This window comes from Nocardia sp. NPDC050406, assembly GCF_044459025.1.
In the GTDB taxonomy this organism is placed as follows: domain Bacteria; phylum Actinomycetota; class Actinomycetes; order Mycobacteriales; family Mycobacteriaceae; genus Nocardia.
This window is the reverse complement of the sequence record NZ_JBITIM010000001.1, coordinates 436,364-451,432: the sequence shown is the minus strand read 5'-3', so window position 1 is coordinate 451,432 and position 15,069 is coordinate 436,364. Positions and strand designations below refer to the sequence as shown.

Genomic DNA, 15,069 nt, shown 5'->3' with positions numbered 1-15,069 from the left:
ATACCAAGCAGCCAGTAGGCTGATCCGGTGACGGTGATCCTGTTGCGGCACGGCGTGTCCACGTCCAATGTCGCCCACACGTTGGCCGGTCGCAGCGCGGGTATCGATCTCACCGACCGTGGCCGCGACCAAGCCCAGGCCCTGGTGCAACGGCTGGGTTCGCTGCCCATCGAACACATCGTGTGCTCGCCGCTGCTGCGCTGCCAGCGCACGGTCGCGCCGCTGGCCGACAAACTCGGCCTCGAGGCCGAACCCGACGAACGCCTGCTCGAGGTCGACTACGGCGACTGGACCGGCCGCCCGCTCAGCGAACTGGTCACCGAACCGCTGTGGAAGGTCGTGCAGCGCCACGCCTCGGCGGCGGTGTTCCCGCACGGAGAAGGGTTGGCGCAGGTGCAGTCTCGCGCGGTGTCCGCTCTGCGCGAACACGACGCGGCGCTGGCACGAAAACACGGCGGCGAGGTGTTGTGGGTGGCGTGCACCCACGGCGACGTCATCAAATCCGTGATCGCCGACGCCTACGGCATGCATCTGGACCTGTTCCAGCGCATCGCCGTCGAGCCCGCGTCGATCAGCGTGATCCGCTACACCCCGACCGCGCCGTACGTGTGGCGGGTCAACGACACGGGCGCCGATCTGTCCACGCTCGCGGCGATCACCCCGCAACGCGACGGCCCGCCACCGACCGGGCCGGTTCCCGGCGGGGAAACGGGCAACACCGCGAGTACGGATAATGGGGATGCGGAACGCCCCGATTCTCAGTGAGTAGTTCTCATTCCGGGTAGTGCAGTCAGGAGGTGCAGATTGTCCCGAGCAATCCATATTTTCCGCACCCCCGATCGATTCATCGCCGGGACTGTCGGCGAGCCGGGCGACCGCGCCTTCTACCTGCAGGCTGTGCAGGAACCGCGCGTGGTGAGCGTGCTGCTGGAGAAGCAGCAGGTGAAGGTACTGGCCGATCGGATGGGTCTGCTGTTGGACGAGGTCGCGCGCCGCTTCGGCACCCCGGTGCCGCCGCAGGCCGCCGATGTCGCCGACACCGCCCCGCTCGTCACCCCCATCGACGCCGAATTCCGGGTCGGCACCATGGGTTTGGGCTGGGACGCCGACGCCAACGCGGTGGTGGTGGAGCTGTTGGCCATCACCGAGACCGAGGTCGACGAATCGGTGGTGCTCGACGACACCGAGGAGGGGCCCGACGCGGTGCGGGTGTTCCTCACCCCGATCCAGGCGCGCGAGTTCGCGCTACGCAGCGCGCGGGTGATCGCCGCGGGACGGCCACCGTGCCCGCTGTGCGGAGAGCCGCTCTCACCCAACGGGCACATGTGCGTGCGCACCAACGGCTACAAGCGCGGCGAGATCTTCGGCGCGACCGAGATCGAGGACTGACCCGTGGCCCGCGACCCCTTCGCCACCGCCGACCTCGAGATCGTCGGCCAGGTGACCACCGCCAGCAATGTGACGCTGGTGTGCGGCGCCGACGGGGTACGCGTGGTCTACAAACCGGTGCGCGGGGAACGGCCGCTGTGGGATTTTCCGGACGGCACCCTCGCCGGGCGGGAAGTGGCGTCGTATCTGGTGTCGGATGCGCTGGGGTGGGGGTTGATCCCGGAGACGATCCTGCGCGACGGGCCGGTCGGGCCGGGCATGGTGCAGCGGTGGATCGAGCAGGTGCGGCAACCGGTCGGGCGGCCGGAGCTGGTGGATCTGTGTCCGGTCGGGGAGATACCGGAGGGGTTTCGGGAGGTGCTGCGCGCGCTGGACGGGGGCGGGCGGCCGGTGTCGCTGATCCACGCCGACGATCCTCGACTGCGCCGCATGGCCGTCTTGGATGTGCTGCTCAACAATGCCGACCGCAAGGGCGGGCACGCCCTCGACGGCGCGGACGGACGCGTGTACGGGGTGGACCACGGCATCTGCCTGCACACCGAACCCAAGCTGCGCACCGTGCTGTGGGGGTGGGCCGGGGAGCCGGTGGAGGACGAATTGCTCTCCGACATCACGCTTTTCGTGAAAGCACTGCCCGGTGAGTTGGGTGACCGGCTGGCCGAGCTGATCACCGACACCGAGATCGACGCGCTCGAGACGCGCGGGCGCGCACTGCTCGACAACCCGGTGCTGCCGCTACCGCAGGGCACGCGCCCGATTCCCTGGCCCGCGTTCTGAACTCGCCGCTGCCGCGAGCATTGGTCCAGAGCCGCCCGCTGGCGATGCGCGCGGTCGCATCCTCGGCAACCCACGCCGACGCGCGCGTCCGGAGGGCCGAAAACGTTGCAAGAATCATGATTCCAATGGTTGACGGCCGCGCGAGATCGTCTACGGTGCAGGTCGGCGCAGCTCGGTGGGCGTGTCGCAGATCTCGGTGAGCGGGGGCGGCGGGGCTGGGCCTCGATGGTGGCTTTACCCTCGAATCATGCAGTCCTGGTCCGATACCGCTGTCCCCACCGTTCCCGGAACCGGACCGGCGTTGCGTCTGTTCGACACCGCCGACAAACAGGTGCGCCCGGTCACGCCCGGTAAGACCGCCACCATGTACGTCTGCGGCATCACCCCCTACGACGCCACCCACCTCGGGCACGCCGCCACCTATCTCACCTTCGATCTGGTGAACCGGCTGTGGCGCGATCAGGGCCACGACGTGCACTACGTGCAGAACGTCACCGATGTCGACGATCCGCTGTTCGAACGCGCGCAGCGCGACGGCATCGACTGGCAGGAGCTGGGCAGCCGCGAGATCGAGCTGTACCGCGAGGACATGGCCGCGCTGCGGGTGGTGCCGCCCGCGCACTACATCGGCGCGATCGAATCGGTGCAGGAGGTCGTCGAGCTGGTCGACAAGCTGCTCGCCTCCGGCGCGGCCTATGTGGTCTCCGATCCCGAGTTCGCCGACATCTACTTCCGGCACGACGCCACCGAGCAGTTCGGCTACGAATCCGGCTACGACCGGGCCACCATGGAGCGGTTCTTCGCCGAACGCGGCGGCGACCCGACCCGGCCGGGTAAGCGCGACCCCATCGATCCGCTGCTGTGGCGTGCCGCGCGCCCGGGTGAGCCGTCGTGGCCCGCCCCGTTCGGCGCGGGTCGGCCCGGCTGGCATATCGAGTGTGCGGCGATCGCGTTGAACCGCATCGGCACCGAATTCGATATTCAGGGCGGCGGCAGCGATCTGATCTATCCGCATCACGAGTACTCCGCCGCGCACGCCGAAGCCCTCGTCGCGGGCCGCCGCTTCGCCCGCCACTACGTGCACGCCGGACTCATCGGCCTCGACGGCGAGAAGATGTCCAAATCGCGCGGCAATCTGGTGTTCGTGTCCACGCTGCGCCGCGCGGGCACCGATCCGGCCGCCATCCGCCTCGGGTTGTTCGCCGGGCACTACCGTCAGGACCGCGAGTGGTCCGATGCCGTGCTCGCCGAGGCGTTGACGCGTCTGGACCGCTGGCGCACCGCCGCGGCGCTGAGCTCCGGTCCGGCCGCCGAGGACACCGTCGCGCGGCTGCGCCAACACCTCGCCGACGACCTGGACACCCCGAAAGCGCTTGCCGCCGTGGACAACTGGGCGCAGCAGGCGATCAGCTACGGCGGCCCCGACACGACCGCGCCGGGGCTGGTCCGCGACGCGGTGGACGCGCTGCTCGGCATCGCACTCTGAGACGGATCGAGCCTGCGCGCCGAATGTGCCCCTCGCTGGAGGCGGGTTACTCTCCGGCGTTCTTGGATTGCGCCAGGCTGCCGCCGTCGACCGGTTCGAATCCGGCGTCGCGAATGAGCGGCACCACGGTGGCGGCGGCTTCGCGGTCGTCGCTCCAGTAGCGCATGTCGGAGCGCTCGCCGCCGCTCTGCCCGCGTTGGCCGTCGGCGAGCAGGTCGGGGGCCAGACGGTCACCGAAGGTGCGGACCAGGCGGACGTCGCCGAGGCGCTTCCACTGGTATTGCGGGCTGGTCAACCCGTCCGGCACCGGCAGCGGGGTGGGGACGCCGTTCACCTCGGTGAGCGGGTTGCTGGGGTCGATGATGATCTTGCCCTGGAGTTCGGGCCCGTACTCGCGGGCGATATCGCCGAAGGCCTCCCACCACACGGCGATGACCACCACATTGGTGGCGGCGAGCATATCGGTGACCGACAGGGCGGTGGCGTGCTCGCCGAGTTCGTCGGCGAGCCGTTTGGGCCCGTCGGGGTGTTCGGCACTGAGCAGGACGTAATCACCGCCCGCCACCAGCAGCCGGGCCAGATTGCCGCCGATGCGGCCGGTTCCGATGAATCCCACACGCATGATGTCCTCGTTTCAGCCGAATGGATGACGAGACGTCGAGCGACGAACCGATAGTAGCTGACAGATAGCCATCCGCATGGACGCTTGGTCCGGGCGGGCCGACGCCGTACCCGGCAGCCCACCCCGCGAGCTCGGGTCTCGTCGCGTACTGCGGCGGCGTTGCCGACGCGCCCACGCGTCGCCGGGTCGCCGATTCGCCCCTCGCCGGTTTCGTCGGGACCCGTGGCGCGAATGCCGGTGTCGTGCAACTCTTTCCGTACCGGGGTGGCGGTGAGGTACACCGGGCGAACCGGCGGGAGTCGAACCATGCGCGCTGTGCTGTCGGGGAATATGGGCTCGGGGGTGGGGATGCAGCGGGTGCTGCTGTCGGAACGATTGCGGATTCCCTCGATCGCGTTGGGCGGCGCGGTGCGCGCGGCGGTCGACGCCGATACCGAACCGGGGCGGCGCTTCCGCGCGGTCGCCGACCGCGGCGAGCCGGTCGACGACACCCTGCTGGTGGACATCCTCGCCGCGCACCTGGTGCGCGACGACACCCGTGACGGCTTCCTGCTCGACGACGTACCCGCCAGCGTGGACCGCGCCTGGCTGCTCGATCAGCGCCTCGACCACGCGGGCATCCCGCTCGATACCGTTGTGGCCCTGGATGTTCCGCTCGAGATCCTGATCCGCCGCTACGCCGACTCACCCGACGCCGGAGCGCGCCGCGCCCGCATCGAGGCCCATGCCCGCTGCATGCGCCCGGTGCTCGACTACTACCGCAACCGCGCCCGCGACGGCCGTCTGCGCTACCGCGTGGTCTCGGGACTGGGCTCCACCGAGCAGGTGTACGCGCGCATCCTCGACGCGCTGCGCTGACCGGGCGCACACCACCCCTTCCCGCCGCACCGTAGATAGCGATACGGTGAGCCTCTGATGCTCTCACCCTCGATGAGGAGGTAGGACGGTGACGGCGGTGCCCGGATTCGACCGTATCCGTATGGTGCGCAAGCAGATTCGCGCCGGAGGTGAACTGCTCGGCGCGGTGCGCCGCGATCCCCGAATCGTGCGCGACCTACTCGCGGGCTTCACCGGGAAGGCCACGGAACCCGAACCGGCGCAGGAATTCGGCGAACACGTGCCGCCCGAGGGGTTGGGGGAGTTCGCGCGCAGCGCCCACGCCCAACAGGATCTCGCGGTGAGCGCCGACGCGGCACTGGCCTACCTGCTGCAGCTGGGTCGCATGCCGGACTGGTTGACCTTCCACGCGGGCTGGCGCGGCGACCCACCCGGCCAGGCCGAACCCGGCCTGGAATACACCCAGCAGGCCAAGTTCATGGGCATCCCCGCCGAACTGCGCTGGACCGTCACCGAGCTCGGCGCGACCGGATTCGAGATTCGCGGCACCGGCCCGCAAGGGTTGCGGCTGGCGTTCTGGATCAGCGTCGCCCCCACCGCGACCGGGTGCACGGTCTTCGTCGACGCCGGATTGGCGGGCGCGCCGATCGAGGGACCCCTCGGCGGTTCGGTGGCGCGCAGTCTCGGTGAGGCGCTGCGCGATTCGCTGACCGCGCTCCCCGCCGCGCTCGGGTCGGCGGCCCCGCACCAGCCGCGCACCGCCCGCAAAGCGGTGCGGCACAAAGCCTCCGATGTGGTGTTGGCGCCGACCACCCCGGTCCTGGTCGGCGTCGGCCAGGTCGTCGCCCGCACCCCCGACCCGCAGTTCCGGGACCCGTCGGCACTGGCCGAACAGGCGTTGCGGCGCGCCGCGGCCGACTCCGGCGCGGGTGAGGCGCTGCTGCGCCGAGCCGACGCCGTGTACGCGGTGGCGTCGACGTCGTGGCAGTACCGCGATCTGGGCGCGCTGGTCGCGGCCGCGGTCGGCGCGGGCGAGGTCGACACCGTGCAGTCCAGCCCGTTCGGCGGCGACGGCGGCCAACTGGTGCTCAACGAGGCCGCCGCCGCCATCGCCGCCGGAGACTACGACGTCGTCTTGGTGACCGGCGCGGAAGCGGGCGCGACACAAGCGGCGGCGCAGCGCGCCGGAGTCGAGGTGGATTGGCCCGTGCAGGCCGCCACCGTGCGCCCGACCCGCACCGTCGGTATCGACAAGCCCGCCAACAACACCGCCGAGACCGCGGCCGGGCTGCTCGCGCCGATCAACATGTACGCGCTGCTGGAATCGGCCAACCGCCACGTCCTCGGCCGCACCCCCGACGAACACGCCGACGCCGTCGCGCAGCTGTGGTCGCGGCTGTCGGCGGTGGCGGCGGGCAATCCGAACGCCTGGCAGCCGCAGGAGTTCACTGCCGACCAGATCGCGACGGTGACCGCCGACAACCGCATGATCTCCACCCCGTACACGAAACTGGAGTGCGCGAACTTGCAGGTCGATATGGCCAGCGGCATCATCGTGTGCAGTGCCGCCGCCGCGGAGGCCGCCGGAATCCCGCAGGACAAATGGGTGTTCCTGCACGCGGGCGCGTCCGGGCACGACGAATGGTTCGTCAGCGAACGCGCCGACCTGGCCGCCTCCCCGGCCATCCGCACCCTCGGCGCGGCCGCCCTCGACCACGCCGGAATCAGCGCCGACGACCTGACCCACATCGACCTCTACGCCTGCTTCCCGGTCGCGGTGCAGATCGCCGCACGCGAACTCGGGCTGCCCGTCGACGACCCGAAACGGCCGCTGTCGGTGACCGGCGGGCTCACCTTCGGCGGCGGACCGGGCAACAACTACGGCGGCCACGCCGTGGCGACACTGGTGCAGAAGTTGCGCGCCGAACCCGGCAGCTACGGTCTGGCGACCTCCTTGGGTTGGTATCTCACCAAACACGCGCTCGGCGTGTACTCGACCACCCCACCCCGAACCGGGTACCGGCATCTGACACCGGTCATCGAACATCCCGCGTCGCGGCCCGCCCGCACCGACTACTCCGGGCCCGCCGTGATCGAGGCCTACACGCTGCCCTACGACCGCGACGGCGCACCCGAGGCCGCCATCGTCAGCGTGCTCACCCCCAAGGGTGAGCGAGTCCTGGTGCGCGGCAGCGACTCCGCGCTGCTGGCCGACCTGTCCGAGCGCGACCTGCTCGGCGCGTCGGTGACCGTCACCGACGGCGGTCTCACCGTCACCGACACCACCCGCACCGTGCTGCCCGCGCCGCCGCCCGCCCCGGTGCTGGTGGAGCGGCGCGGCCACATCACCGTCATCACCATCAACCGCCCGCATGCCCGCAACGCCATCGATCTGGCGACCGCGCTCGGCCTGGAACGCGCCCTCGACGCCTACGACGCCGACCCCGACGCCCGCATCGCCATCCTCACCGGGGCGGGCGGATACTTCAGCGCCGGAATGGATCTCAAGGCCGCCGCGCGCGGCGAGGTGCCCGTCACCGAGAAACGCGGCATCCTCGGCGTCATCGGCCAACCTCCGACCAAACCGTTGATCGCCGCCGTCGAAGGACCCGCGCTCGCGGGCGGCTGCGAACTCGCGTTGGCCGCCGATCTCATTGTGGCGGCGCAGGATTCGACGTTCGGCATCCCCGAGGTGAAACGCGGCCTGGTCGCGGTCGGCGGCGGTGTGCTGCGCCTGGCCCAACGCCTACCGCGCGCCTTGGCGATGGAGCTGTCGCTCACCGGCGACCCCATCACCGCCACCCGCGCCGCCGAGATCGGTCTCATCAACCAGGTCGCCGCCCCCGGCCACGCCCTCGACGCCGCGTTGGAGCTGGCCGAACGCGTCGCCGTCAACGCGCCGCTGAGCGTCGCGGCGTCGAAACGCATCATCGACGAATGCCCCGACTGGTCCACCGCCGAAGCCCTCGACCTCCAGGGCAAGATCGGCGGGCCCGCGCTGTCGTCGCAGGACGCCGGGGAAGGGGTGCGCGCGTTCATCGAGAAGCGCGCACCGGTGTGGCAGGGACGCTAGACCGTCCTGGCTCGGCCGCGCCACGCGGCCGAGCCAGGGTGACTGCCGCGACACCACTGTCCGCGCCCGAATCCCACGATGACACGCTGATCCCCAGGCGACGCCGTTGCGGACGGCCAGCGTTCGCACCGGAGGAGCCAGGACATCGAGGTTCACCGCATGGCTCGGCGCGGTCGACCACGCGCCGCCCGCCCGGGCGCGCCCTTGCACCCGAGATCGTGACCGGGCACCGTGGCAGCCGAGATCGGCACGGCCGCAACGCATCACGAGAGGTCCCGCATGACCAGTCCACTCCCCGACGCAACCACCCTCACCCTGCACCGTGACGGCCTGGAGCTGACCGCCCGACACGTCGGGTCGCCGAACGCGCCGCTGGTGCTGGCGCTGCACGGATTCCCCGACACCCCGCACAGCTTCGACGCCCTGGTGCCGCTGCTGCTCGACGCCGGATACCAGGTCCTCGCGCCGTGGCTGCGCGGCTACACGCCCGGGTCGGCGTCGCGCTCGGCTCGCTACGACGTGCTCGCGGTCAGCGACGACATCCGCGCCTGGCATCGCGAACTCGGCGCGCCACCCACCCATCTGGTCGGCCACGACTGGGGTGCGTTCACCGCCATGGTGTTGGCCAAACATGATCCCGCGCAGTGGAAGTCGATGACCCTGCTGGCCATCCCGCCCTTCGGTGGCGGGTTCGCGCGCGAATCACTGCCGCTGCTGCCACGCCAAACGTTGATGTCGTCCTATATCCCGCTCATGCAGTCGGGGTTCTCGCCGCGGCTGCTGGTGCGCGACAACGCCGCCTTCGTGCGCCGCCTGTGGCAGCGCTGGTCCCCGGACTGGCGGTTCACCGACACCGACTTCGCGCCCACCGCACAGGTTTTCACCGACCCCACCAGAGCGTGGGCGGCCACCCGCTACTACCGGTCGCTGTTCACCGTGCACCGCGCCGCCACCCGCGACTTCCACCGCGCCCTGCTCTCCCCACTACCCCCACTGCCGACCCTGGCCCTCGCCGGAACCAACGACGGCTGCCTGTCGGCGCGACTGCACCAGGTCCTGTCCGAGCGCGCCGGAGCCCACCACGCCCGCATCCCCGACTGCGGCCACTTCCTGCACGCCGAGCAACCCGCCGCCGTCGCCGCCCACCTCCTGCCACACCTGCGCGCCGCCACCTAGACAGCCGATCACCAGGTACTGGTGGCGGGAACACGCGAGAGGCCCACGCCACCGGTACCTGGTCGACGCTCAGGACGACGGCACCGGCTGCGCCGGTTCGTGGACGTCGGCGGCGGGGGTGGGGGAGTAGAGGCGCTCGATCTGGTCGGCGTACTTCTCGGCGATGGGTTTGCGGCGCAGCTTCATCGTCAAGGTGATCTCGTCACCGCCGGGCTCCCAGAACGTGGGCAGGATCAGGAACCTCTTCACCTGCTCGACGCGGGACAGTTTCGCGTTGCCCGCGGCCACGCCGCGCGCGATATCGGCGATCACCCCGGCGTCGGCGGCCAAGGCCGCGGCGGACGCGTCGGCCATACCGCGTTGTGCCGCATACGGTCCCGCCGATTCGGCGTCCAACACGATCAACGCCGTGTTGTAGGGCCGGTTGTCGCCGATCACCGCCATCGCGCCCACCAGCGGTGTCGCCGCTTTGATGGTGTTCTCGATATTGGCGGGCGACATGTTCTTGCCCGCCGCGTTGATGATCAACTCCTTCTTGCGGTCCACCACCCGCAGATAGCCTTGCGCGTCGACGGTGATGATGTCGCCGGTGTGCAGCCAGCCCTTGTCGTCGAGCGCGTCGGCGGTCTTCTCCGGTTCGTCGCGGTAGCGCTTCATCACCAGCGGCCCGCGCACCAGGAACTCACCGTCCTCGGCGACCATGCCCTCCAAACCGGGCAGCAGTTTCCCGACCGTCCCCAACCGGGCCTGCTCGGGCGGGCTCACCGACGCGATACAGGTGAGCTCCGACATCCCCCACACCTCCGAGATCGGAATACCGAGCCCGTAGAAGAACCCGAGGGTCTCCGGCGGCACCGGCGCGGCCCCCGACAGCGCCCACTTCAACTGATCCAACCCGAGTTTCGCCCGCAGCTTCGACAGCACCAGCTCGTCGGCCTTGGCCCACTCCGCCGCCTGCGCGTCATCCAGCGACGTCCCAGCCAACTGCGCGGCCGCCTTGCGTCCGGCCACCTCCAGCGCCCACGTCAACGCCGCCTTGCGTGCCTGATCGGATTCGTTGGCGACCGAGAACTCCACGGCCGCTTTGAGTTTCTCCCACACCCGCGGCACCGCACCCCAAATCGTGGGATGCACGTCCGCCAGCGCGGCGGGCAGCTGCGTACGATCGGGCACCACCGTGATCTGAGTTCCGCAAAACTCCTGCAAATACAAGGCGGTGACCCGGTCGGCCATATGAGCGGTCGGCAGATACGAGGTGATCCGATCCCCGAACTCGATCGGCATCACCGACGCGTACGCCTGACATTCGAACGCCAGACTCGCATGCGTGATCTCCACACCCTTCGGATTGCCGGTCGTCCCGGAGGTGTAGCACAGCGTCACGATGTCCTCGGGGCCGATCGCCCGCCACGTCGCCTCGAAATCGAAATCCGGGCGCGCCCGCCCACACAGCTCCTCGACCCCGATGGTGCCCTCGGGCGCGCCGTCCACACACACGATCGTCTCGATCGCCACCCCCGACGCCCGCACCCGCTCCACATACTGTTCCTCGCAGATCACCACCCGGTTCCCGGCATTGGCGAACACATACCGCAACTGCTCCGCCGAGAGCGTGTTGTACACCGAGAACGCCGTCGCCCCCGTGTGCTGCGCCCCCACCTCCAGGGGATAGAACTCCACCCGATTGGCCATCATCAACGCCACCGTGTCCCCACGCCCCACCCCCAACGCCGCCAACCCGCCCGCCACCGCACGCACCTGCGCGCCGTACTCACGCCACGTCAACTCCTGGGTCCCACCCACCGACCGCACCGCCACCGCCTCCGGGTCGATCGCGGCCACTCGCTGAAACGCGGCACAGGAGGTATTCGGTTCATCCATGACAGTTCTCGATCCACTACAGCCGACCTTTCCCCGACGGTAGAGCCCCCACCCCACCCCCGTGCCCGTTTCGCGCACTTCCGGCGGGTGCGGCGGCACGACGATCGTCCTAAGGGACTGTTAGGAAACCCCCGCGCCCCTCCCGCCGCGGGTGTGGCAGCCGACACAGTGGTCTGCGACCGGGATGCGATGAGGGCATCCCTGATGAAGGAGAACCACCGTGACACCGCCACCCGCCACCGAACGCCGGGTCGTCGCCAACGTCCTGCGCGGCTCCATCGGCAACCTCGTCGAATGGTACGACTGGTACGTCTACGCCGCGTTCAGCGTGTACTTCGCCAAAGCCTTCTTCCCCGAAGGCGACGCCACCGCCCAATTGCTGTCCACCGCGGCGGTTTTCGCCGTCGGCTTCCTCATGCGCCCGATCGGCGGGTGGGCGTTGGGCCGCTACGCCGACCGGTTCGGCCGCCGCAGCGCGCTCACCCTCTCGGTCACCGTCATGGCCGCCGGGTCACTGCTCATCGCCGTCACCCCCGGCTACTCGACCATCGGCTTGGCCGCACCGGTCATCCTGCTGCTCGCCCGCTTGCTGCAAGGACTGTCGGTCGGCGGCGAATACGCCACCAGCGCCACCTACCTGTCCGAGGTCGCCTCCGCCGGACGCCGCGGCTTCTACTCCAGCTTCCAATACGTCACCCTCGTCGCGGGCCAACTCACCGCGCTCGGCGTCCAGATCGTGCTGCTGCAATTCCTGACCACCGCGCAAATGCACTCCTGGGGTTGGCGCATCCCGTTCCTCATCGGCGCGGGCGGCGCGATCGTGGTGATGCTGCTGCGCCGCGGCATGGACGAATCCGAATCGTTCGAAGCCGAAAAGGCCACCGCCGCACAGACTTCCGAGAAGCGCGGCTCGTTGGCGGTGCTGTTGCGGTATCCGCGCGAATGCCTGCTCGTGGTCGGATTGACCCTCGGCGGCACCGTCGCGTTCTACACCTACACCACCTACATGCAGAAGTTCATGGTCAACACCTCCGGCATCTCCAAATCCACGGTCGCCTGGATCAACTTCGCCGCCCTGCTCGTCTTCGTCGTGCTGCAACCCCTCGCCGGGGCCCTGTCCGACCGTGTCGGCCGCCGCAAACTGCTCATCTTCTTCGGCGTCACCGGCACCCTCGCCACCGTGCCGATCATGACCCTGCTCGGGCACACCACCAACCCGCTCGTCGCCTTCGCGCTCATGATGGCCGCCCTGCTCGTCATCACCGGCTACACCTCCATCAACGCCATCGTCAAAGCCGAACTGTTCCCCACCAAGATCCGCGCCCTCGGCGTCGGCCTGCCCTACGCGCTCACCGTCGCCATCTTCGGCGGCACCGCCGAAATGATCGCGCTCGCCCTCAAGAAGGCCGGACACGAATCGGTGTACTTCTGGTACGTCACCGCCTGCATCGCCGTCTCGCTCACCACCTACTGGTTCATGCGCGAAACCTCCGCCGAATCCACCATCGACGCCGACAACGCCGTCCCCGTCGAGGTGGCGGTCGAACCGGCCCGCGACACCGTCGCCGCCCGCTAGGTCCGACCCCCGCGGGTCGCCGGATACACCCGGCGGCCCGCCCCGGCCTCCCACACGAAAGAATCACCCCGTGCGACTGGCAGTGGTGGAAGACGACGACGGCGTCGGCGACGCCCTCGTCGAAGCCCTCAACGCGCGCGGCCACCAGGCCGATCGCATGCGCCGCGGCACCGACCTGCTCACCGCCCACCGCGGCTACGACGCCGTCATCCTCGACCTGGGCCTCCCCGACGCCGACGGCCTCACCGTGCTACGCCAACTCCGCGAGATCAGCACCGTGCCCGTGCTCATCCTCACCGCCCGCAGCGACGAACGCTCCATCGTGCGCGGCCTGCGCGGGGGAGCCGACGACTACCTGATCAAACCGCCACGCATCGCCGAACTCCTCGCGCGCCTGGACACCATCACCCGCCGCGCCACGCGCACCGCCACCGAACCCACCCCGCATCTCGTCGAAACCGGCGACGTCCGCGTCGACCTCGCCGCCCGCCGCGTCGAAGTCGCCGGAACCGTGATTCCCTTGACCGCCAAGGAGTTCGAACTCGTCGAAGCCCTCGTCGAACGCCCCGGCGCCGCGGTGAGCCGCCAACAACTCATGGACCGCATCTGGGGCGACGCGTTCGTCGCCGTCTCCCGCACCCTCGATGTCCACATGACCGGTCTGCGCGCCAAACTCGACCGGCCCGGACTCATCACCACCATCCGCGGCTACGGCTACCGCTGGGGTCAATGACATGCGGCGACGCCTGCTCATCGCACTCACCCTCTTCGCCGCCCTCGCCGTGCTCGCCTTCGCGATCCCGCTGTGCCTGTTCGCCGCCTCCAACGCCACCCAACACCTCGTCGGCGGCCGCACCGGCGACGCCGACCGCTTCGCCACCCTCGCCGACACCGCCGCCACCACCGGCGACATCCGCGCCCTCGCCTCCGAAGCCCACCGCTACCACGACCTGTTCGGCGAACCCGTCCTCATCGTCGACGCGCGCGGGGAAACCCTCGTCAACGCCGGAGCCGACCTCGGCGACCCCACCATCGCCGCCACCGCGGCGGCCGCCCGCCGCAACCAACGCCCGCACCCCATCGATCGACTCACCCCGTGGGGACCCGACACCCTGCTCATCGCCCGCCCCGTCGGCACCGGCGCACAGGTCAACGGCGCGGTTCTCATCCAAGCCTCCACCGCCCGCGCCCGCACCGACATCACCACCGTGTGGGCCATCGTCGCCGCCGGAGCGCTCGCCGCCATGGCCGTCTGCACCGGCCTCGCCCTGCTCGTCAGCCGCTGGGTACTGCGACCTCTCGCCCGCCTGTCCGACGCCGTCGCCGCCCTCACCGCCACCCTGCCCAAACCGCGCAGCAGCGCGCCCATGACCCGCCGCTACGGCGGACCGCCCGAAGTCCGCGCCGTCGCCGAATCCGTCGACACCATGGCCCTCGCCGTCCGCGACTCCCTCGACGCCCAACAGCGCCTCATCGCCGACACCGCCCACGCCATGCGCAACCCCCTCGCCGCGTTGACCATTCGCCTCGACTCCCTCCAACCCGCCATCCCCGACACCGCCGCCACCACCTTCACCGGCGCCACCCGCGAGGTCGAACGCCTCACCGCCCTGCTCGATGACCTGCTCACCCTCGCCGTCGCCGAAGAAGCCGACTTCGACACCACCCCCACCGGGTGCGACGCCACCCACATCGCCCAGGACCGCGCCGACGCCTGGCACACCGCCTTCACCCACGCCGGACTCACCCTCACCACCACCGCCCCCACCCACGCCGACACCACCGTCCCCGCCACCACCCTCACCCAAATCCTCGACATCGCCCTGAGCAACTCCAGCCGCTACGCCGGACCTGGCGCACACACTCGGATCCTCGTCGAGCTCGTGGGGGAGCAGGCCGAGCGGCAACGCGGACAGCGGGGGAGAAGCGCGACCGCCGCCGCGCCGCCACCGTCGCGGCGCGCCACCGTCGCGCAGGACACGGGCGACAGTGTGGGGGAGCGGGTCGCCATCACAGTCGTCGACGACGGCGTCGGCGTCTCCGCCACTGAACTGGATCGCCTCACCACGCGCTTCTTCCGCGGCGAATCCGCTTCCGGCACAGGCGGATCCGGGCTCGGTCTGCCCATCGCGGCGGCGCTCACCAAAACCAACCACGGCACCCTGCGGGTTTCGGCGGTCGAACCGCACGGCCTCGCGGTCCGGGTCGAATTCCCGGCGGCGGCGCGCCCATGACCAGCCTCGGCCGAACTC

The 15,069-nt window shown here is 70.1% G+C and carries 12 protein-coding genes; 10 read left to right on the top strand and 2 right to left on the bottom strand.

The features are described from left to right. Window positions 1-27: 27 nt before the first annotated feature. The 4 genes from ACIBH2_RS02030 (at window position 28) to mshC (ending at window position 3,652) form a co-directional block, all read left to right on the top strand. Window positions 28-765 carry a histidine phosphatase family protein gene (locus ACIBH2_RS02030; protein WP_397112428.1) on the top strand — a complete coding sequence of 246 codons (738 nt, stop codon included), beginning with the start codon at window positions 28-30 and terminating at the stop codon, window positions 763-765. A gap of 39 nt (window positions 766-804) precedes the next feature. Beyond that, the gene (locus ACIBH2_RS02025) at window positions 805-1,389 is read left to right on the top strand and encodes a DUF3090 domain-containing protein (protein WP_397112426.1); all 585 of its coding nucleotides are present in this window, start codon (window positions 805-807) and stop codon (window positions 1,387-1,389) included. Between the two features lie 3 nt (window positions 1,390-1,392). Then, window positions 1,393-2,166, top strand: a complete 774-nt coding sequence (locus tag ACIBH2_RS02020) for an SCO1664 family protein (protein ID WP_397112424.1) — start codon at window positions 1,393-1,395, stop codon at window positions 2,164-2,166. A 247-nt stretch (window positions 2,167-2,413) separates the two neighbouring features. Beyond that, window positions 2,414-3,652 carry a cysteine--1-D-myo-inosityl 2-amino-2-deoxy-alpha-D-glucopyranoside ligase gene (mshC, locus tag ACIBH2_RS02015; protein ID WP_397112422.1) on the top strand — a complete coding sequence of 413 codons (1,239 nt, stop codon included), beginning with the start codon at window positions 2,414-2,416 and terminating at the stop codon, window positions 3,650-3,652. A gap of 46 nt (window positions 3,653-3,698) precedes the next feature. Here the strand turns inward: mshC and ACIBH2_RS02010 are convergent, their stop codons facing one another. After that, window positions 3,699-4,274, bottom strand: coding sequence for an NADPH-dependent F420 reductase (locus tag ACIBH2_RS02010; protein WP_397112420.1), 576 nt, complete (start codon window positions 4,272-4,274; stop codon window positions 3,699-3,701). A gap of 306 nt (window positions 4,275-4,580) precedes the next feature. Between ACIBH2_RS02010 and ACIBH2_RS02005 the strand changes: the two genes are divergently transcribed. The 3 genes from ACIBH2_RS02005 (at window position 4,581) to ACIBH2_RS01995 (ending at window position 9,360) form a co-directional block, all read left to right on the top strand. Next, a complete protein-coding gene (locus ACIBH2_RS02005) occupies window positions 4,581-5,132 on the top strand; it encodes an adenylate kinase family protein (RefSeq protein WP_397112418.1) in 552 nt (183 codons plus the stop codon). Window positions 5,133-5,220: 88 nt separating this feature from the next. Then, window positions 5,221-8,184, top strand: coding sequence for a crotonase/enoyl-CoA hydratase family protein (locus tag ACIBH2_RS02000; RefSeq protein ID WP_397112416.1), 2,964 nt, complete (start codon window positions 5,221-5,223; stop codon window positions 8,182-8,184). 279 nt (window positions 8,185-8,463) lie between these two features. Continuing rightward, complete coding sequence (locus tag ACIBH2_RS01995) at window positions 8,464-9,360, top strand: alpha/beta fold hydrolase (RefSeq protein ID WP_397112414.1); 897 nt, start codon at window positions 8,464-8,466, stop codon at window positions 9,358-9,360. Window positions 9,361-9,429: 69 nt separating this feature from the next. Here ACIBH2_RS01995 and fadD11 read toward each other — a convergent pair whose 3' ends face one another. Continuing rightward, entirely contained in the window at window positions 9,430-11,241 is a 1,812-nt protein-coding gene (fadD11, locus tag ACIBH2_RS01990) for a fatty acid--CoA ligase FadD11 (protein WP_397112412.1), read from the bottom strand. Between the two features lie 220 nt (window positions 11,242-11,461). Between fadD11 and ACIBH2_RS01985 the strand changes: the two genes are divergently transcribed. From ACIBH2_RS01985 to ACIBH2_RS01975, 3 genes are all read left to right on the top strand, one after another. Next, window positions 11,462-12,817, top strand: coding sequence for an MFS transporter (locus ACIBH2_RS01985; RefSeq protein ID WP_397112410.1), 1,356 nt, complete (start codon window positions 11,462-11,464; stop codon window positions 12,815-12,817). 70 nt (window positions 12,818-12,887) lie between these two features. Then, complete coding sequence (locus ACIBH2_RS01980) at window positions 12,888-13,550, top strand: response regulator transcription factor (RefSeq protein ID WP_397112408.1); 663 nt, start codon at window positions 12,888-12,890, stop codon at window positions 13,548-13,550. A 1-nt stretch (window position 13,551) separates the two neighbouring features. Next, entirely contained in the window at window positions 13,552-15,051 is a 1,500-nt protein-coding gene (locus tag ACIBH2_RS01975; RefSeq protein WP_397112406.1) for a sensor histidine kinase, read from the top strand. The last annotated feature ends 18 nt before the right edge of the window (window positions 15,052-15,069 follow it).